Origin of the sequence: Kribbella sp. VKM Ac-2568 (assembly GCF_004345365.1) — a bacterium.
In the GTDB taxonomy this organism is placed as follows: domain Bacteria; phylum Actinomycetota; class Actinomycetes; order Propionibacteriales; family Kribbellaceae; genus Kribbella; species Kribbella orskensis.
The window spans coordinates 251,844-270,267 of sequence record NZ_SLVF01000003.1 but is presented as its reverse complement, the minus strand read 5'-3'; the positions used below and the strand labels follow the sequence as shown (position 1 = coordinate 270,267).

Annotated in this window: 18 protein-coding genes; 11 read left to right on the top strand and 7 right to left on the bottom strand. The window is 65.3% G+C overall.

Translation table 11 applies throughout. The annotated features are described in order from the left end of the window. Positions 1-379: 379 nt before the first annotated feature. Together EV648_RS08750 and EV648_RS08745 are read left to right on the top strand one after the other, a co-directional pair. Positions 380-808, top strand: a complete 429-nt coding sequence (locus tag EV648_RS08750; protein ID WP_199234503.1) for a VOC family protein — start codon at positions 380-382, stop codon at positions 806-808. A gap of 745 nt (positions 809-1,553) precedes the next feature. Further along, positions 1,554-1,988, top strand: a complete 435-nt coding sequence (locus tag EV648_RS08745; RefSeq protein WP_132287437.1) for a hypothetical protein — start codon at positions 1,554-1,556, stop codon at positions 1,986-1,988. 91 nt (positions 1,989-2,079) lie between these two features. Here EV648_RS08745 and EV648_RS44710 read toward each other — a convergent pair whose 3' ends face one another. Next, positions 2,080-2,334, bottom strand: a complete 255-nt coding sequence (locus EV648_RS44710; protein ID WP_255512797.1) for a cadmium resistance transporter — start codon at positions 2,332-2,334, stop codon at positions 2,080-2,082. Continuing rightward, positions 2,331-2,639: a cadmium resistance transporter gene (locus EV648_RS44705; protein WP_255512796.1), complete on the bottom strand. Its 309-nt coding sequence runs from the start codon at positions 2,637-2,639 to the stop codon at positions 2,331-2,333. Before EV648_RS44705 ends, EV648_RS44710 begins: the two co-directional genes overlap by 4 nt. Positions 2,640-2,854: 215 nt before the next feature. Between EV648_RS44705 and EV648_RS08735 the strand changes: the two genes are divergently transcribed. From EV648_RS08735 to EV648_RS08725, 3 genes are all read left to right on the top strand, one after another. Next, on the top strand, positions 2,855-5,011 hold the full coding sequence (locus EV648_RS08735; protein WP_132287434.1) for a hypothetical protein: 2,157 nt from the start codon (positions 2,855-2,857) through the stop codon (positions 5,009-5,011). Positions 5,012-5,481: 470 nt separating this feature from the next. Continuing rightward, positions 5,482-6,555, top strand: coding sequence for a DUF2332 domain-containing protein (locus EV648_RS08730; protein WP_132287431.1), 1,074 nt, complete (start codon positions 5,482-5,484; stop codon positions 6,553-6,555). Between the two features lie 120 nt (positions 6,556-6,675). Then, a complete protein-coding gene (locus EV648_RS08725; protein WP_132287428.1) occupies positions 6,676-7,347 on the top strand; it encodes a DUF998 domain-containing protein in 672 nt (223 codons plus the stop codon). A 197-nt stretch (positions 7,348-7,544) separates the two neighbouring features. Here the strand turns inward: EV648_RS08725 and EV648_RS08720 are convergent, their stop codons facing one another. Further along, the gene (locus EV648_RS08720; protein ID WP_132287425.1) at positions 7,545-7,775 is read right to left on the bottom strand and encodes a hypothetical protein; all 231 of its coding nucleotides are present in this window, start codon (positions 7,773-7,775) and stop codon (positions 7,545-7,547) included. Positions 7,776-8,032: 257 nt separating this feature from the next. Between EV648_RS08720 and EV648_RS08715 the strand changes: the two genes are divergently transcribed. Beyond that, positions 8,033-8,938 (top strand): aminoglycoside phosphotransferase family protein, encoded by a 906-nt coding sequence (locus tag EV648_RS08715; protein WP_199234502.1) that lies wholly within the window; start codon positions 8,033-8,035, stop codon positions 8,936-8,938. 56 nt (positions 8,939-8,994) lie between these two features. On the opposite strand, the gene EV648_RS08710 is transcribed toward EV648_RS08715, so the two are convergent. Further along, positions 8,995-9,231, bottom strand: a complete 237-nt coding sequence (locus EV648_RS08710) for a hypothetical protein (RefSeq protein WP_132287422.1) — start codon at positions 9,229-9,231, stop codon at positions 8,995-8,997. Between the two features lie 272 nt (positions 9,232-9,503). Between EV648_RS08710 and EV648_RS08705 the strand changes: the two genes are divergently transcribed. Next, entirely contained in the window at positions 9,504-10,424 is a 921-nt protein-coding gene (locus EV648_RS08705; RefSeq protein ID WP_132287419.1) for an alpha/beta fold hydrolase, read from the top strand. A 363-nt stretch (positions 10,425-10,787) separates the two neighbouring features. On the opposite strand, the gene EV648_RS08700 is transcribed toward EV648_RS08705, so the two are convergent. The 3 genes from EV648_RS08700 to EV648_RS08690 form a co-directional block, all read right to left on the bottom strand. After that, positions 10,788-11,177, bottom strand: coding sequence for a nitroreductase/quinone reductase family protein (locus tag EV648_RS08700; protein ID WP_132287416.1), 390 nt, complete (start codon positions 11,175-11,177; stop codon positions 10,788-10,790). Positions 11,178-11,382: 205 nt separating this feature from the next. Further along, complete coding sequence (locus EV648_RS08695; RefSeq protein WP_132287413.1) at positions 11,383-11,790, bottom strand: NUDIX domain-containing protein; 408 nt, start codon at positions 11,788-11,790, stop codon at positions 11,383-11,385. A 128-nt stretch (positions 11,791-11,918) separates the two neighbouring features. Beyond that, entirely contained in the window at positions 11,919-12,644 is a 726-nt protein-coding gene (locus tag EV648_RS08690) for a class I SAM-dependent methyltransferase (RefSeq protein WP_132287410.1), read from the bottom strand. A gap of 126 nt (positions 12,645-12,770) precedes the next feature. Here EV648_RS08690 and EV648_RS08685 point away from each other — a divergent pair, with 126 nt between their 5' ends. From EV648_RS08685 to EV648_RS43910, 4 genes are all read left to right on the top strand, one after another. Continuing rightward, positions 12,771-13,097, top strand: a complete 327-nt coding sequence (locus EV648_RS08685; protein ID WP_132287407.1) for a hypothetical protein — start codon at positions 12,771-12,773, stop codon at positions 13,095-13,097. A 476-nt stretch (positions 13,098-13,573) separates the two neighbouring features. After that, positions 13,574-14,350: a hypothetical protein gene (locus EV648_RS08680; protein ID WP_132287404.1), complete on the top strand. Its 777-nt coding sequence runs from the start codon at positions 13,574-13,576 to the stop codon at positions 14,348-14,350. Continuing rightward, positions 14,350-17,262 (top strand): hypothetical protein, encoded by a 2,913-nt coding sequence (locus tag EV648_RS08675; RefSeq protein WP_132287401.1) that lies wholly within the window; start codon positions 14,350-14,352, stop codon positions 17,260-17,262. The genes EV648_RS08680 and EV648_RS08675 overlap by 1 nt, the downstream gene beginning before the upstream one ends. A 274-nt stretch (positions 17,263-17,536) precedes the next feature. Further along, positions 17,537-18,268, top strand: a complete 732-nt coding sequence (locus EV648_RS43910; protein WP_132287398.1) for a VOC family protein — start codon at positions 17,537-17,539, stop codon at positions 18,266-18,268. Positions 18,269-18,424 lie beyond the last annotated feature (156 nt).

Here is an 18,424-nt window from a genome sequence, read left to right as displayed (position 1 = left end):
GCAGGCTCCCGACTGGGACGACCACGCGTCGGTACTGCGCCGCGTCCTGCGACTCTTGGCGATCCCCAGCCCCACCCGCTGGGACGACCCAAACTGGCCGTTCCCGCCCACGACTCGAAGGGCTAACCTCGCACCGTAACGCCAAGAGGGCCACACGGCTGATGAGTTTCGCGCGCGCTGTCCGGATCCGGCTTTCTGGTTCGTCGTAGGGGTAGCGGGCGGAAAGCGAGGCGTGGACGTGCGCCACGAGCGCGCCGCGGCCGGTGAGGTCGGTGCGTCCGTCCGGTTAGGCCGAACGACAACAGTGCGAGAAGGGACAGGCTATGCAATACGGAACGGCCACGGCTGAGGTGAAGTATGTGAAGTTGGTGCCGACTACATGAGCTACGAACAAACAACCGTGACGATTGCCCTGCCGATCGCAGACCGCCAGAGGTCCTACGCGTTCTACCGTTCCGGACTCGGATTCGCCGTACCCGGGGAGCCCGCGGACGACGGCGTACCCGAGCCTCTGCGCCTCATTCTCGGCGACAGCGTTCGGGTCATGCTGATCCCTACGGGAGGCTTCGGTTGGGTACTCAGCGGACGTGACCAGGCGCCGGCCGGTCAAAGCGAGTGCATCCTCGCTCTCAGCCTGCCGACAAGCGCGGACGTAGATGACTTGATCACACGTGCTGCAACGGCAGGAGCCGTGATCATCCGACAGCCCGGCGAGCAGACGTGGGGGTACGATGGTGCCTTCGCCGATCCAGACGGCCACGTCTGGCAGGTCGCGGTAACGGACCAGTTCATGACCACCTGGCCCTAGCCCAGGTTCGTCCAAGAACGCGGGAGAGTTGAGCCGCCATCGTGCAGTCGTGCCAGGTACTGCGCCGCGTCCGTTGCTCTTCCTCGATGTCGACGGACTCGCCCGGGGCGAGCGGATACTCGGCCCAGGACGGCCGAGGCAACGATTTCGCCAGGACTTGCGTGTCTCAAGCATGATGCCCATCAACCGCGGCACGCGGTCTCGTGCGTACTGGGGTCCTGTTGTCGTTCTCATCGGTTTCGCCCTGTCGGCGTGTGGGACCGAGGCACTGCCAACCGCTGGAGTGAGTAACACAACGCCTATCGCCGGGCCGACCGCGCCCCGGGCCTCCGGACCAGCAAGCCCCGGCGCGGCGGTTCCGACGATGATTCCGTCGGCTCCTGCGACTCCGGCATTTCTCGACCGGGCGCGCGCCGTGGCCGAAGCTGTACGGGCTGCGGGGATCCCGAAGCCGCCTTCAGGGATCTTCCTGTACTCATCGCGGACACCGGGCCTTGCATTCGACACCACCGAGCAGAAGCTCGCGTGGACGGCCGGTCAGGTCTCCGTCGCACCGGGGGTTCAACTCGGATCAGGCGGGACCTCCCGCATCGATTTCGCGGACGGATCGAGCCTTCCAGTCAGCGTCCTCGACGCCCAGCCTGCCCTGACTGGAGAGATCGGAACCACTCGCAGCAACTGCAGAGGTATACCGGCATCGTCGTGCAAGCTCACGATCACCCGCGCTTCCTTGGGAACAGCCGAGGTGGTCACGAGCAGCGGTACTGCGACCGTGCCCGCCTGGTCCTTCACTGCGAAAGGCTTGTCGAGACCGATCGTCGTCGTCGCAGTCTCCAAAGATGTACTCAAGCCTCGAGTTGAGCCGGTCCCACCGCCCGGGCTCGCCGAGCTGGAGCCCGGCCTCCTCCAAGGCGCGAGCCTCAACCGGATCGACGACCGCACGCTTACCTTCACCCTCAACCATGGGGCCTGTGAGGCCGACCTTCGAGCTCACGTCATCGAGTTCGAGGACCTGGTGGTCATCGGAGGGAGCCACGGTCCGGTGCCGGCCGGTACTGGCTGCCCGGACGTCCTGCTGAGGAAAGCCGCGGTCGTCACCCTGGCCGCGCCGCTCGGAGACCGCGCTGTCATCAGCGCCGCCACCGGCGTCAGGCTCACACTCGACCGCCCTCCCAAATGATGGCATGGGTCCAAAGCCTCCGATGTCCGCCGACTGGGATTTGGTGGCGCGCTTCTTCGTGGGCCGTGGATCGCGATGACTGATCACATGGTCAGAGGCCGAACGCGTGGCCTTCGATCAAGATGAGTAGGCCGATGCCGATCAGCACGGCCGGCAACACGATGTAGCCCCACCGAGACAGCGCACGTGCGATCACCGGGCGGGTAGCGAAGTACCGACCGGCGGCACACCAGACTGCGACGCCGATCAGGAAGACCACCACGTACACGGCCATGCCGTCCACGCCCGCCACTGCGAAGACCGGCACGTAGACCCCGATGTTGTCGCCACCGTTGGCGAACGTCACCGCGGCGACCTGCCAGGTGCTCGGGCCGCGGTCGGCTTGGCTTTGTCCTCGGCCTGGTCGTGGTGACCGCGCTCGCGCCATGCAGACCAGCCCGCGCGCAGACCGAGGTACAGCGGCAGAAGACCCAGATACGGGATGACCGATTCGGGCAGCAGACCGGCACCCAACGCACCGACGATCGAGGCAGCAAGGATGGCGGCAAATCCCAGATACTGGCCGACCACGACCCGGATTGCGCCGGCTCGTCCGTGCTCGTGAGCGTGGCCGAAGAAGAGCGCCAACACCACGATGAAAGCGCCAAACAAGCTGTTGGTTGTTCATTGATTGGGAACGTCGCGGGCATAGAGGCGGTTGGACGAGGATGAGGTGAGGTATACACCAATAGACGCACCGGAGGGCGAGCGAGGACTGCGTGGTCTCGCCCTTGCCTGGGTCTGGATGCTCGCGCACTATCGAGAGAAGGGGAAGTCACGTCGCACTCGGTGCGTCGGGCGACTCCGGTGCGGTGAGGGGGTGCGCTGTGGCGCTGCCGTCGTGGATCGAGGATCTGCTGTTCGGTCCGAAGGTTTATGTCAGCCCGTTCGGAAATGACGACAACCCGGGCACGTTTGCGCTCCCGAAACGGACGGTCGCCGGTGGCCTCGCCGCACTTCCCAGGGCGGGTGGCGGGCGACTTCATCTTCGTGGCGGAACATATGTGGAGAATGTCGAGGTCTCCGGATACAAGGGTCTGCCGTGGCGACCCTTGGTGATCCGCTCGCATCCGGGTGAGCAGGCGTCCATCGACGGCTCGGTTGCCGAGTTCCGCGAGGTTGGCAACGAGCAATGGTCCCCGGTACCGGAGCACCCAGGCGAGTTCATCTCGAACGTCTCCTATCCGCGGACAATGGCCGATGAGCACGCCGAGTCGGTGGCTCGCGGGGCGTTCATCGACCGTGTTCCCTACACCCGACTCGTCACCTATTCACGGTTGGAGGATCTTCGCGCTCAAAACACGACCTTCGCCAAGATCTCGGCTGCCGACCCCCGGCCCGGTCCGGAGGTCGTGCCTTGTAAGGACCTGGCCGAGTCTGATCAGGACGACCAGACCAGCGAGGACCAGTTAGCGGATGAGGAGCCGGAGGGCGGCGACGAGCCAGTCGGCGACGGGCCGGAGCGGCGTCCCTGGGTGTACATGGGACCCGGGATCTACTTCGACGAAACCTCGCGCCGGGTACACATTCGGTTGTCCCACACATCGAACGGCATCGAAGGATTGGCCGAGTATGTCGGTGAGACGGACCCCGGCGAGGTCAGGCTAGCGCTGTCGGCGGGCCAGGACACCGCCCTCCGGATCACCGACTCGGCCTTCATCAAGGTCACGGATGTGATGCTCCGGTTCGGTGGTGAGAACACTGTCGTCCTCAGGGATACCAACGACGTTGTGTTCGACCACGTCCGGGTCCTCGCCGCCAGCCGGGCCATTCGTCTGGGCGATGGAAACGCACGCACGGAGTTCCGTCATTGTGAGGTCCGTGGCGGCTGGCCGACCTGGCTGTTCCGCGGCGACCGTAAGAACGAGTACTGCTTCATGGACAACGGACAGCGGGTGCGCAACGAGCTGGGTAAGCACACCAGTTCTGTGATCCTTTCGGGTCAGGGGAGCAATACCGATACGCAGGTCCACCACTGTGAGTTCGTGGACGGCCATGACCTGTACATGTTCGGAGCAGGGATGCGCTTCCACCACAACTGGGTGCACAACCTCAACGACGACGCGATTGCACTGAACGCGGTCGCGCCGACGGTCGACGCCCGAGTCTGGCAGAACGTCATCACCAAATGCCTGATGGCGATCAGCTACGGCAACCAAAACCACGTCAGTGGGCAGTGTTCGGTCTACCGCAACCTCATTGACCTGCGCCAACCGACGGCGGGCGTTCGGCGCCGATATGAGGGAGACCAGGACGTCTGGCGGCAGGGCGCCTTCTACAAGAGCAACAACGTCGACGGCCCTCTCGACCTGTTCCACAACACCGCCGTCACGCTGGCGGCAGGCGCCATCATGCCAGCGGGGACGGGCCTTACGAACGCTGCATTCAACCACTACGGCCACCACGCGATCGGGCGACTGCGGTCCTTCAACAACGTGTTCGTCGCGGTCACCCCGGAGGGTTTCACCGACAGGCCCGTCGCGTTCATTCCGAGTGAGCTGTTCCCAGGACCGACGGACGGAAACTGCTACTTCCGCACCGGTCACCTTCCGCCGTGGACCCCGCCGATGTTCCACATCAATGCGTTCCCGGACCCCAACGATACGGAACCCCCGATCGGCTTGTTCCCCGGGCACGATTACAACTCGCTCGACATATATCGCGGGAGCCCGCAGTTCGAACTGAGCAAGGTGCAGTACCCGCCGGGCTACGAGCACGAGAGCATCGACGTGGACCCGGAGTTCCGCTCGTGGCAGCCCGTTGGGACATCCGATGAGGATCACGACGACCTACGCCTGTCCGAGGGCAGTCCCGGTCAGAAGCACGGCGTCACGCTGCCGGACAGCCTGGATGAACTAGATCCGCTCTCGATGTCCTGGCTGCCGGACTTCGCGCGCCCACTGCCGGACATGGGCTGCTACGGGAACCTCGGCCAACCGCTGGCCGTAGGAGTCGATAGCAGGCGTCGCTTTCCGAACCCGTGAGGATCACGGTCAGGCGATCGAGGAACCGGTACCGCGGTCGCATTGGCTCGCACCGAAGGGTCCGATGATCTAGACCGTCCGCCGTCCCGGAAGCTCCGTTGTTACAGCTATGCGGTCAATAGCGGCGGCAGACACGACAAACCTGCACGTCAGAAGGTGGTCAGGGGCGGTCACGAACTGCCGACCTCGGCTTCTTAGCGCGACAGCGTTACTTCTCCTGACATGCGCCGGCCGCTGCTGGGTAGGGTTCGACGTCGAGCCGCTGCGGCGTGTGGCGCAGCATGTTGCTGGACCGATTGCCTGAGGCCACCTAGTGTCCTGTCAGGTTGGAGCGCGCTATTTGTTGGGGGAGTGGCAATAGCAGGCGAGTCGGTCGAGGATCTTCTCGGCGCTCCTGTGCCAGTAAAGGGTCGTTCCAATGGCTAGAATCGCCGGGATGCCAGAGCCGATTGAAGGAAGCTCCGTACCCCGTGGGTAGGGCCCGCACGCTCGCTCAGGCCTACCGGCACTTCGGTGAGGTCGACGCCGCCGAAACCTCGCCGCTGTACGCGCGCGTCGCTGTCGCCCTGAGTGAGTCCGACGAGGCGCTGCGCGCCATCGAGGCGGCGCCGGCCCGCAAGCGACACCCCACGGTGATCCTCGCCGCGCTGCACGACCTCGCCCTCGCCGGACGCGCCCCGGCGCTTGCCGCGGCCTATGCCGCTGCGGACGGCGACGCTGCCGCGGGCGCGGCGATCGACACGCTGCAACGAATGACCGACTCGGTCGTGGCCATCGCCGTACACCGGAAGGTGCGGTCCAACGAGACCGGACGCTGCGCAGTGCTGTACCCGGCCATTGCCGAGGCGGCGCGCCGGGTAGGCGCGAATGCGATCGGGATGATCGACGTGGGCTGTTCGGCTGGGCTCAATCTCAATGTCGATCGCGTCGGCATCACGTACAGCAACGGACAATCGCTGGGCGACCCGTCGTCTCCCGTGCAACTGTCGTCTTCGATCGTGGGAGACCGGCCCATTCCGACGAGGGCAATGCCCGAGGTCGTCGCCCGGGTCGGCATCGACCTCGATCCGGTCGACGTGACCGACGCGGATGACGCCCGATGGCTGCGCGCCTGCCTGTGGCCGGATCAGCAGGAGCGGGTCGCGAGGCTCGAAGCGGAGATGGCGTTGGCAGCGACGGACCCTCCGCTGCTGTTGCAAGGTGACGCCGTCGAGGTGCTGCCCGATGCCTTCGCGCATGTGCCCGCAGACGCCCTGCCTGTGGTCACCACGACCTGGGCACTGTCGCAGTTCCCCCTCGAGAGCCGCCTGCGCTTCCTGCACCGCCTCGACGAAGCGGCGGCCGGCCGGGCGGTGGCGTGGGTGTCAGCGGAAGGAGTCGGAGTCGCGCCCGCGATCCCGACACTCGGCGATCGCCGCGCCTCCGGCCACAGCATGATCGGCCTGGCGGTACTCGACGGATCGGCTCAGCACGCCGAGGCCATCGGCCGCTGCTGGTCCCAAGGCCGCATGCTGGCGTGGCTCGCGAGAGATACTGCTCGCTAGATAGCCACGGTGCTGGACAGGGGGAAGGTCGGCGGTTCTCAGATTGAGAAGCCGGCTGGTCCGGGAAGTGACTTCTCCGAAGAGCCGGCGTGGGGATGAGAGTCGCGTAGCGTTCGGTGCATGACGAGTGTGGATACCCGTCTGTTGTTGGGCCGGGTTGCCGTGATCGGCCCGATCGCTTTCACCATCGCGTGGATTGTTGGGGCTGTACTGCAGGACGAGTACAGCGTCCGGCGGGAGGACATCAGCGCGCTAGCGGCTTTAGACGCCCAGAACGCGTGGATCATGATCACGGGTTTCCTGCTGCTCGGCGCCGGGATCGTCGCGCTCGGGGTCGGACTTGCAGGCGCGTTGAACGGCAGGCCCGCGACGGTCGGCTCGATCCTCGTTGCAGTCGCCGGCGTCGGCATCATCGTCGCCGGCCTGGCCCGCAACGACTGCAGCAGCCAGCTAGAAACGTGCGCCGACCGCGTCGACGCCGGCGACGCGTCTTGGCACCACGCCACCCACGACCTGGTCAGTCTCGTGGTGTTCCTCGCCCTTGTGGCCGCAGCACTGGTGTTCGCCCGTGCCTTCCGCGGCGACCAGTCGTGGCGCGACCTGCGTACCTACTCCCTCATCACCGCGGTCCTGGGTCTCGTGTTGCTGGTTCTGTTCATCACCGGTGTCGCAGGCTCGTGGAACGGACTGCTGCAGCGGGTATTCGTGACGGTGCTGTTCCTCTGGATCGCAGTTCTCGGCGCCCGCCTGATCCGACTCTCCCGGGCCCAGTCAGCCGAGCCCGCAACCTGATCCCCCGAAGAAACCAAGGGGCCGGAAGTTCGACGTTGCAGCAAGGACAGGCCCAAGCCGTTGGGGACATTCCCGCCTCAACTCGGCGGACGGTGTCAGCCCAGGTCTTCAGCTTCATCTGGACGAGACTCTCAGTGCGCGGCCTGCGAGGCCGCTGCGGCTCTCTATGTCGTGAATCCGCTCGTAGTGCTGAGGAGTCACGGCGGGTGTCGCTCGGCGAAACTGGACACGGATCCGATCTCGAAGGGCCTGTCCGCATCGAGCTGACTTGGGGCGAGCACCGTGGCTGCCTCCTCAAGCAGCCGAGCATCGTTCGGCATCCCAATGGACCGGAGGGCATCAGCGACGAGCCGGAGGTCGTCCGATGCCGCGTTCTCCCACCAGCCCAGGAATCCTTCCATCTGCAGGTGGGTGACGAAGTCGCACACCACCAGGACTTCCCGAAGCCAAGGTGGGATGTCAGGTCGCGCCGCGATCGCCCTCGTCGTACATGCGCAGCGGCAGTTCATCGATGACCCGAGCGCCGGTCCAGGCAGCTGGGCGAGGGCCCATGCGGCCTGCCGGCCGAACGCTCGGTCTGTCTGTCGTGGAACAGGTCCAGGGAGGCAGGGCAGCTCGGGTGGTGTGTGTTGAGTAGCGTCCCCTTGAACCGAGCCCGCTAGTTCGAACGAAAGGTGCTCATGTCGTGGCGCCCAAGATGAATCCCGAGGAGATCGATATCAGCCAGACTCTGGTAAGCGGGCTGATCACTAGCCAGTTTCCGGACTGGGCGCACCTGCCAATAGCGAAGGTCAGCTCGGCTGGTACTGACAACGCGATCTACCGGCTGGGCGATGCGATGGCTGTACGCCTGCCGCGCCGAGACGGAGCCGCCGCCACGGTGGCCAGAGAGCAACGGTGGCTGCCGCGACTCGCTCCACAGTTGCCGTTGTCCATCCCAGTGCCGCTCGCCGCCGGCATCCCTGAAGGCGAGTTCCCCTATCCCTGGTCGGTGTATCGGTGGTTGGCTGGCGAAGATCTGGCCGCCCGGACGGACGTGGACCTCTGCGACGTGGCCAGCCGGCTTGGCGAGTTCATCGCTGCACTCCGGCGCATCGACACCGCTGCCGCGCCGGTATCACCGCGGGCAACTCCGGTCGACTCCCGTGACGACGACGTGGTTCGCGTCACCATCCGACAGTTGAGCGAAGAAGGCAATCTCGATGGGGATGCGGCGGTCGCGGTCTGGGAGTCGGCCCTTGCTGCTCCCGTCTGGAACCGCCCGCTGGTATGGATCCACGGCGATCTGTTTCCCTCTAACCTGCTCGCCGTGCTCGGTCGATTGGCAGCAGTCATCGACTTCGGCCTGCTAGGTCTTGGCGATCCGGCGACCGACATGATTCCGGCCTGGACCTTGTTGACTGCTCGGAGCCGTGAGTTGTTCCGTGCAGCTGCGGAAGTTGACGATGCGACCTGGGGCCGAGGCCGTGGCTGGGCGCTCAGTGCCGGGTTGGGGGCGGTGCGCGTCTATCGCAAGACCAACCCTGTCCTTGCGGCTGCCGGTCAGCATGCCATTGACCAGGTGGTAGCCGATTACCAGAACTCGACCTGATCAAACCAGCAGCACGACCTGCAAGCCGCGGTCTCGAACCGCCGACCTTCCGCATTTCAGTTCGACAGCAGCTCGTCGACGGACGGCCGCTGGCTGCGCAGTGCAGGCCGGGACCGCAAGCGTGTGTCAAGCAGGCCGATGTCCTCTGTGACGCACTCGATGTAGCGGTAAGCCACCCCGTGCTTGGCCGCGAGCGCCTGCCCGGCCGCCAGTAACTCGTCGTAGAAGCATGGGCTGTCGATGACCACGCCGAGCCCCTGCGCCAGGACGTCGTCGGCTATCGCCTTCAGCACGCTGCAGCTGGCGACGCGGGCGATGGTGAAGGCGCCGTCACGTTCCAGGGTGTATGCGCCGTCAGTTTCCAGCAGCGCGCGCAGGTCGCGCTGGTAGTCATGCGAGCGGGTATGCCATACGCTCGGCCACCGCTCCCAGGCGCGGCGGCCCGGAAGCCCGGTCCGGGAACGGTTCGATATGCAGCACCTGCCGGGGTGCTGCCGGTGGTGGGGGACCAAGGCGACCGCGACCGCGGTGCTCGCTCGACTGGGTGATCGTGTAAACCAGGTGCATGGCCCTTCCTGCTGACGTCGTTGCGCCCGTGATGATCGAAGTCCGCCAGGGACACCGCCTGGCGGTGCGGCGTCGTGGGGATGGCGGCGTACCGCTTCTGCTCATCCACGGATTCCCCTGTACGAGCCGCATCTGGTCGCACAACCTCGTCCCGCTCGCCGAGGCGGGGTTCGACGTCGTCGCGCCGGATCTGCGCGGCTACGGCGACTCCGACTTCGCCCCGGACGACTTCTACGACCTCAACGCGTTCAATGCCGATCTGACCGGCCTGTTCGACATGCTCGGTTGGGAGCGCGTAGTCGTCGCCGGGCACGATCTGGGCGCAATGGTCGCCATCGACATGGCCAACCGCCACCCCGAGTGGGTGGACCGCCTGGTGATCCTGGACGACTCCATGCCCGATCTGGGTGAGGCGTTCGCAGCGGCGGGTATCCCGCCGACCCGGCCCAAGCCCGCCGTCTTCGAGTACCAGCGCCGCCAGGGACACCACGCCGACGCCTTGGTCGCCGAGTTGGACACGCCCGAGCGGCGGAGGGGTTATGTGGGTGAGTTCTACGGGCACCGCCTGTGGTCTCCGCCCGATGCCTTTGACGAGGAGGACTTGGCCTTCCTGACCGAGCCCTACGGGGACGCGGGCCGGCTGCGTGCCGCCTTCGCCGACTACGAGGTCGTCATGGGCACCCGGCCGCTGTCGGCGCCGGAAATGATCGACCGGCCGGTCCGGCAGCGAGCCCTGGTGCTCATCGGCACCGACCAGGCGACGATAGGCGACCACATCGAGCAGCGGTGCGCGCTCGCCTTCCCCGAAGCGGTCGGTCCGTTCTGGGTCAACGGCGCTGGACACTTCATGCCCTGGGAGCGGCCCGAGACGGTCAACCGCGCCATCCGTTCTTTCTGCGGCGACCTGTTGGTGGCCTGAACCGCTGCGAGCACTACGGCGCGGACTCACATTGCTCGCCAATTCCTCCAGCAGATGAGCGCGCCGGCGGGCGCGGCGCAGACCCTACTAGACCAGCGGAAGGCGCCCGATCAACTTGCGGAACTGGTCGCCGGGTAGGCATTGCGGTCCATGCGGGAGGATCGGCGGTTCTTAGATTAGGAAGCACAGATGAGCCAGCGCGAGGCTTCCGATGGTCGGCAACCCGCAAACGCAATGCGCGAACGGGGTTAGCGCTCGCGGCCCCGTGCGGCTACTCTTGGCCAACTTTCTGTCATGGCGTTCCTGGGGTGGGTAAATGAGTTTCGCCAAGATCTCTTCAGGCTCCCAGGCTCCTCGAACCGGTCAGTGCTGTTCCTCGACCTCCAGGAGCAGGCACTCGCGGGTGCGCACGAAATGACGTAGTCCGAACGCGTACCAACGTGGAAATACTGGAGGCAGGCTGTCGAGTGGCACGACCTTGGGTCGCGCGAGGTGCAGCAGGTCGTGTCTGAGCAGCATCTCGCAGTCGCCCGCGTCAACCACGTTCTTCACCCACTGGGAGTCCGCGCCGAAGTTGGCCCCGACGGCGACCCAGTGTCCGCGTCTGAAGGCGCGGACGGGAGTGCGGTACGTGCGCCCGGTTCGCCGCCCCGTGTGCACCAAGACGGCAAGGGAGCCTGCTCGACCCGCCAGCCGCAACGCAACCGGGTTGATCGCTGCGTGCGCGGGTCTGAGGAACGCCGACCAGGGCATGAGGCTCTACCTCCGCCTGCATGGTAACGGTGTTGTGGCGGTCTGGGCCTGGAGCCCGAGGACGTTCTCGCATCGTGCCAGGTCGGGCTCCTCAGCAGGTGCAGCGACGCCTCGCCCAACTGGGCGATCTCTTGGATCGGCACGACCCCAAGGTTCCAGTTCCCACAACATCCTCAACTGCCGATGAGCGGACGGTTCGTAGCGGCTAACCGGTTGCGACCTGGACGGCGCGCAGGAGGCTCGACAGGCTCTCCGGGTGGGCCATCTTCAACTCTGCGAGATCGCTGGGCCGGAACCAGCGAAGATCGTCGTGCTCCTCGGGTGCGGCGTTGACAGGTTCCCCGTCCCAGCGCGTGACGAGGAACGCGTGCACGTCGAGGGTGGGGTCGCTGACCGTCACGGGAATGGGCAGGGGGTCGTGGACGTGGACACCGAGTTCTTCGAGGCATTCCCGACTGACGGCCTGGTGAGGCAACTCGCCTGACTCGACATGCCCGCCGGCGGAGAAGCTCCAGCAGTCGGGATACCACCGACGCGATGGATGGCGATGCACCAGGAGCACAAGACCGTCGCGCACAAGCACAGCGACTGAGATCGGAATCTGGGCGACCATGGCGACACACTAGACGCGAACGCACTCTCATGCCGCCGAGAGTGAAGCGCGGCCATGCCGATGAGAGTGCGCTCCATACCGGGACATCGCGCAACTGAAGAGAGCCCCCATTGTTGGGTCCGTTCCAGTCAGGGGAGGCGCGCTTCCAGCTCGAAGAACAGGAAGCAGATAAATGAGCGACCGTCCGCGGTGGGCAGCAGTTCCGCTGGGGTGTTGGCCGCGGGCGGCGGCTCAGTGACCGTCTTGATGCCGAACCCCGCATCGATGAACGTGTTGATGACGTCCTGCAGGGGTCGGTGCCAGTAGGTCATCCACACGGTCCCTTCGCCGAAGTCGTAGTCCTCGGAGTACTGCGTGAGCGCGAAGTAGTCGGCCTCGGGGTACACAATCGCGTAGACCGTGGGGTGGATGATCGAGCCGATGAGCCGACCGCCGGGTTTGAGCACACGCCGCAGCTCGGCCAGTGCCGCGGCCCAGTCCTTGACGTAGTGCAGGGACAGCGATGCGACGACGAGGTCGAACGCGTCGTCGGGATAGGACAGGGGCGCACCAAGGTCTGCGACTCTCACGTCCGCGTCCTCGCCGAGCCTTTGGCGGGCGAGTTCGACCATCGCGGGGCTCAGGTCGAAGCCCGACACGACCGCATCCTTGCTACGCAGAGCTTCCATCAAGGGGCCTGACCCGCATCCGGCGTCGAGAATCTCCAGGCCCGCGACGTCCCCGGCGAGACGAATCATCTCCGGACGCGCGTAGTAAGCATTGAAGAGGTTGCTCTCGTTACTGGCCGAGTACGCGGCCGCGAAACTGTCGTAGTCAGCGACTGGGGCAGCGGACTTGCTCACCGAATCTGGCATGACAGGTTTCTACCCGGGTCGCAGGTGTGCGCCAACCAGGCGCGCGGTCCAGTCGGCGACGCACTCATCTGCCGCTGTCCGGTGCACTCACGACGAGTGGACTCCGACCTGAGCTAGCGTGTCGGCGTGCTCCTCACAAGCGGCAACATCGAAGAGGAGTTCCTAAGGACCTTTCCGCAGGCAGCCGGCGCTCTTGAGGCCGACGCCGGCGCAGATCCCGCGGGGCGCGTCGACTGGGTGTTCCGCCACGATGTGATGCCCCACGCCATTGGCGACCCGGCTGCCCTGCGCGATGTCTTCGCCTGGATTGAGCGATTGCTGCAGTCCACTGACAGCATGATCGAGTACTGGACTGCAATACGCCTCCTTGGTCGGACATTGGACTGGCCGGAATGGGTACCTCTCGTCGAGGAGCACGCAGGGCCACTGCTTGCGACAGCCATGAGCAGATAAACCTACGCCTTAGCCGCAACGCTCACAGCCGCCATCCGCACGGACATGCCGATGAGCGTGCGTCGCAGCGCCCACCATGGGCGCCCCACTTCGCCCAGATTGACGCGTCGTCGAACATGACCCGATTGCGTCGGAGACTTGCGGACCTAGGTGGCGCGTCTGGGAAGAATGCTCCCAGCCGCGACAAGAGAGAGCGGACACTGGAGTCGCGGGCTCCCAGGGAGTGAAGCTCAGCCATTTGCAGGGACAGGCCGGCGGAGATCGGTCGACCCCGCAAGCGGTCTCCACCCCTCGAGCACGGTCGTTCCAGGGCAACAAGGAGTGAGCTGGGCCCGGTCCGAACGCATCCGAACGACTTGGAAAACCGTGGCAGGATGTCGTCCAGTAGTCACTGGCGGTGGGGCCTGCTCAGTTCGGGCCAAATAGCCCACCATCCGGTGCTCGCGATCCGGGCGGTCCGATAGGAGGTACGCGGCGTGGTTGAACCCGGCACGGCCGAGCTGCCACCTGCGTCCCCATTAGGTAAGCCCGCGCGCGAGCCACAGCAACCGCGCGAGCCGGACCCTCCTCTGACGGGGATTTGGACGCCGGAGCGGCAATCACTGCGTGCCGCGCTGCTCAAGCAAGATGCAACTATCGGCGGGTTGTACGAAATGGCCGTGGATGGCATGGACCCCGCGGGGTGGTCGATGCCGAGGCTCGTAACCGTTGCGCACTGTGTCCGCGAGATCTGTGGTGCGCTGCCGCACATCCTCGGGATAGACGGGCTGCCGCCGCGTTCGGACACATCAGCCGCCGGTCGTGAGCTATCGCGAGTCTGGGGTGAGCACCTCGACGAGTTGGGTGCGGCCGAGGAGGCGGCGGCCGTTGCCGATGACACGGCCGAACCGCAGCAGCCGAAGGCGCTTGTGCGGCGAACTGTTCCCGACGCGCTGGTCGTTGCCGCGGCCGCCTACGTCGTCGCCGATGTCGAGGGGTCGCGCAACGCGCGGAAGGTGCGCGGCGCGCTTGTGACCGGGATCGTCACCGAGAATCACGCCAACATCGCTACATTCGCGAGAACGCAGAGCTTCTTCATGGGTTACGTCCACCTCAGCCGGCCTGTCCGTGCGCTGCCTGCACATGGAGCGGCGTTGGCGCATTTCGAGCGAGTCGAGATCGTCCTGCGTGCGCGCGTCGAGCAGTTCTTCAAGAGCCTCGCCGCAGTTGAGACAATGCTCGTGGCAGCTAACCGAAAGAGGGGCGACGCGTAGTGCGTGCCGACGACGACCTCGGCTACGAGGCACCCACGAAGCAGCAGGTGGCGGACGCCCTGCTCGTGCTCGGTGCCGACGAGCAGCATCGGCGACTCTTCTACCAGGGATTGCAGAATCCGTTGTGGGTGGAACCGCTGGACAAGCTCGGTGCGTTCGACGATGTGCCCGCGCCGTTCGAGGACGCCGAGGGCAACCTCAGATCGAAAGTGTGGTCCGAGGGTGAGTACCTCGTCCGGATGGCTGAATTTGTCCCGTCGAAGGTCACGCCGATCCTCGTCAGGATGGCAACCACGGAAGACCCCTTTGCTCGACGCATGGTCGTGTCAGCCACCGCCCGGCTCGATGGCGAGAACGCAGCCAAGCTGAGCAAGATTGTTGGCGAGTACCTGAGCACCGATCGTAGCCGCTTGGTGCCGCCGCAGGAGATCGTCCGAATCATGGAGGCACTCATGACGGACGGCAAGTGGAAGCAGGCGCTGCATCTCGCGTCCTGCGCCTTTGGTCCGCGCGAGGCGACCGGCACTGATGGAAAGGCGGTTGGCTTTGGAGAGGGCCGCGTAGTTGTAGGGATCGATGATTTCGCCTATAGCGAGACGCTTGCCTCGGTGTCGATTGCGATGGCGCCGCTTGGTGCGAGATGGCTCGCCGAGCTTCAGCGGTGGCTCCAGCGTTATCAGGTACTTGCGCGAGGTCTCGAAGCGGCTGGCGACGACTCAGGCGCGGTTGAAACCGACCGTAGTTACGTTTGGCGTCCTTCGATCACCGCTCACGAACAGAACAACCACTTCGATGATGTCGGGAACGGTCTAGTCGACGCCCTTCGTGATGCTGCGATCCGTGCGCTCGCCGACGGACTGCCGGTAGTCGATGTGGTCCGACCTCTCATGGAGAGCCGCCAGCCGCTCCTACGTCGCGTTGGCATCCACCTCATCACGGTTGCAGTTGGCCTGGGCCTGGATAGTGCGCAGTCGCTTGCCGCTGATGTCCTCGGTGATGAGCAATACCTCGATGTCGACTACCGCCACGAGTACGCAGAGTTCGCAAGGCGCGTGTTGCCGGTTGCGGCGAGTGATGTCGCCGCCGCCTGGACGCGGACTGTGCTCGACGGCCCGACTGCCACGGACGACGAGATCAGGGGATGGCTTTCGTGGCGGTTCCCGGAGACTGACGTACCGCAGGAGGCTGTCGACGAGCGTCGGCGCGTCTGGCAGATGCGAATCTTGAGCTCCATCGCAACGGATATGCCTGAGGCCGCTGTTGCTCGTCTGACGGATCTGCAAGCGGAGTTCGGTGAGTGGGAGCACACCGACTTCCCGAGGTTCGTTAGCTCCGGGGTTGGCGAGAAGGCGCCGGGTGAGGTCGACGACATCGCTTCATGGAGCCTCCCGGAGGTCGTCGCCTTCCTGCGGTCGTGGAGCGAGCCGGTGGAGCGGGTCTTCCATGGGCCCACTTACGGCGGCGTGACGTTCGCACTCATGCAAGACGTAAAGGCTCGACCTATCGAGTATGCGAAGGCGGCGGGTATCTTCGCCGACACGGACCTTCGCTACATCGCGGCGCTGTTTAACGCGTTCCGCGAGATCGCCGACTCGGGGGCGGAGTTTCCGTGGGCGTCCTTGGTGCGATTGGGCGCCTCGCTGGTAGAGATGCAGCCGGCCGAGGCAATCGATGGCGACATTCATGGTCGGGGGTCCGATCTCGCATCGGTGCACGACTCGTTGTTGTCGATGCTCCTGGGCGGCCTGTCAGCCGGTGGCGACACGAAGCCCGTCGTCGATGTTGACGCTTGGCCCGATGTGGTTCGGATCGTCTCTGCACTGTCACTCGACCCCGATCCGACTCCGGAACACGAGGCCGAGTACGGCGGGTCCAACATGGACCCGCTCACCCTCTCGATGAATACCGTCCGCCCAAATGCCCTGCGTGTCGCCGCACGCCTCGCCCGGTTCAGCAGTGGAATGGATGAGCGGGGTACGTCTGTCCCCGAGGTCAACAAGGCAGCATTGGACGTACTTGATGGGCGGCTCGGATCGGAGCGGGACTCGAGTCTGACCGTCGCTGCCGTTTACGGCGAGGCTCTCAGTTCGTTGGCCTGGAGCAACTCGGCCTGGACTCGCGAGCGTCTGGCTCGGCTATTCGAGGGGGATGGCGACTACACCAGCGTCGTTATGTCGACCGTCCTCGCGGCGTACACCCCTTCGGCGTTCTTGCTCGACCTCCTCCGTCCGTGGCTAGCGCAGTGGCTGGACCGCCTTGCAAACGATGAGCCGGTCAAAGTCGGATATGAGTCACACCGGTCGGCGACGGAGTCGCTGGGTGACCACCTCACGTTGCTCGCTGCGCGCGGAGAGATCGAGCTCGACGACACGTTGCTTCTCGCGTACTACGCGCGCGTCGATGTGGCCGCTCGCTCCACAGTGCTCGGCCACCTCGGGTGGATGCTCCTGCACGAGAAGGCCCCGGAAGAGTTTCTTGCTCGCGCCCGGGCTATCTGGGACTGGCGGGCGAACGCGGTTGAGGGCTCGGAGGACCAGTCGCGTGAGCTAAGCGGCTTCTACTGGTGGGTGAGGTGCGGTCAGTTCTCACCGACGTGGTGGATGCCGAGATTGGTCGTTGCCAGCCAGGTTCCCGGGTTCGACGGGCGCGGGATGATTGGCGAGCAGATCGCGGAAGCTGCGCAGGCTGACCCCCGCGCTGCATTCGGTGTCCTCGCTGCGTTGTTGAAGTCGGGTGAAGGCGACTTCGAGCGTTACGACTTGATCGAGAACGCACCTGCCGTGCTTGCCGCTGCTCTCGATGTCGACGACGTCGATCTGACAGCGAGGGCCGAGGCACTTCTCAACGATCTTGGCCGGGCAGGACACCTCACGATGCTCCAGCGGGTCAACGAGCTGCGGGCACGCGGCTGAGAGCCGCCTATACACCTAGCAATGGTTCGGCAGAAAAGTCACAGTGTCATTTCCCTGAAACTGACAACGCCTTTCAAGCACTCCTACGGCACTACCGATGCGTCTGCGACCACGACAATGGAGCATCTCGGCGAGAGCGCAACCACACCGACGGCCGGCATCATCCCGTCGCGAGTGGGCGCACACCGAACGTCCGGATCTGCCGCGATCCGGGCTCATGCCGAGATCAGTACGGCTGATCTTGATGTGCCAGACTGCCGCTAGCATCGTCGGCATGGCAACGCGGCTTGTTCAAATCAACATGAAGGCTCGGGACGACTCCGCGCTGGGCGGTTTCTGGGCGGAGGCGCTCGGCTGGAGAGTCTCCAGCGAGGGACCCGGCGTGACCAACCTCGAACCCGACGGCTTCGTCTACCCCGACCCCGTCGCCGTCTGCCTCGACCTCATCGCCTCCCCGGAACCCAAGACGGTGAAGAACCGCGTGCACGTCGACCTCGCCACCACCTCGGCGGCCCATCAGGCGGAGGTGGTCACGCGCCTGAAGGATCTCGGCGCAACACCCGCCAACGTAGGCCAGGGCGACGTCCCATGGACGGTCATGGCCGACCCAGAGGGCAACGAGTTCTGCGTGCTGGACTCGCTCTACCAAGACACCGGCCCGATCGCCACGGTAGTGGTCGACTGCACGGATCCGCGAGCCATGGCCCGCTTCTGGGGCAAGGCGATGGACTGGACCCTGTACAAGGTGACCGACCACAACGCGGTACTGCGCTCCGCCAAGGGCGTCGGCCCATATCTGCAGTTCCTCCGCACACCCGACGTGAAGACCGTGTGGAACCGAGTCCATCTCGACCTCCGCCCATACCCAGCTGACGACCTAGAGGCAGAGGCGGCCAGACTGCGGACTCTCGGCGCCACCGCCATCGACCTAGGCCAGAGCGACGTCCCGTGGACGGTTCTGGCCGACCCGGAAGGCAACGAGTTCTGCCTCCTCGCCCCAGGCTGACCCAAACCCTCTTCATCCGCTCAATACGGCCACGAGCCCGGATTTTGCGACGCGCCCTAGCCGGCTTTACCTACGACTAATTCGGCACGTCCGGATTTGCCGCTGTCCGGTGCGCGCTCATGCAGATCACTGTGTGGTGAGCCCTCGTGCTGTCTG